This window comes from Paenibacillus apis (genome assembly GCF_018333295.1).
In the GTDB taxonomy this organism is placed as follows: domain Bacteria; phylum Bacillota; class Bacilli; order Paenibacillales; family Paenibacillaceae; genus Fontibacillus; species Fontibacillus antibioticophila.
The window spans coordinates 1-1,045 of sequence record NZ_BORS01000046.1; the positions used below are offsets into that span (position 1 = coordinate 1).

The window sequence follows — 1,045 nt, forward strand, 5'->3', positions numbered from 1 at the left end:
TGGACCTCTGTCAAGATAGTGGACACATATTAAGTGAAAGGTTATGCTTCCCTTTTCTTTGTTTTCTTCTCAAAGCTTGCAGCAAATCGAACCGGTGACAAATAGCCGATTGCGCTGTGGATTCGTTTGCGATTATAGAAAAATTCGATGTAACGGTAGATCTCGTTGTACGCTTGCTGTTTGGTTTTGAATTTTGGATTGCAATAGATGAGTTCTTTCTTCAAGATGCTGTGAAAGGATTCAATACACGCGTTATCGTAACAGTTTCCTTTGCGACTCATGCTAGCCTTCATCTTGTAAGCTTGTAACCTTTTCCTGTACTCATCAGAGGCATATTGTGAGCCACGATCAGAGTGATGGATGAGCCCCTTGCCTGGTTGTTTTGCGTGGTACGCAGCGTCTAAGGCGTCCAGGACTAGATCTGTGGTCATCCGGTCGTAAAGACGCCAGCCTACAATCTCACGGGTGCATAGATCTAGCACGCTGGCCAAATACAACCGACCTTCGCGGCACGGAATGTAGGTAATGTCTGTAACCCACGCCTTATTCGGTCTAGTTGTAGCGAATTTCTGGTCTAGCACATTTGGAGCAATCGGCAAGTCATGATCAGAATCCGTTGTCTGTACTTTAAACTTACTGGAGACACATGAACGAAGCCCGAGCTCCTGCATGTAGATACTAACTGTGCGCTCCGAAATCTGAATGCCTTCTTCCCGAAGCATTCTGGTAATCTTTGGGCTGCCATAACGCTTTTCCGTATCATGAAAATGGTAGGTAATACGTTCAAGCACTTTAGCCTTACGACGTTCCTGCTCACTGGGCTCACTCTGTAGCCACTTGTAGAATCCGCTCCTAGATACTTGCAGAACCTTGCACATCTTCTCCAATCGAAACTCAGAGCGATGATCTTCGATAAACTGGAACCTTAGTTCTTTTCTTTGCTGAAGATGTGCAGAGCCTTTTTTAGGATGGCCAGTTCCTCTGCGAGGTCTTGCTTCTCTCGCTCAGCAGCCTTAAGAAGTTCCTCCAATTGACGGACTTTCTC

General features: G+C 45.8%; 1 pseudogene. It reads right to left on the minus strand.

Annotation, left to right across the window (positions count from 1 at the left end):
- Positions 1-41: 41 nt before the first annotated feature.
- Positions 42-953 (minus strand): annotated as a pseudogene (locus KI362_RS25205) (IS3 family transposase); the annotation flags it as partial.
- Between the last annotated feature and the right edge of the window lie 92 nt (positions 954-1,045).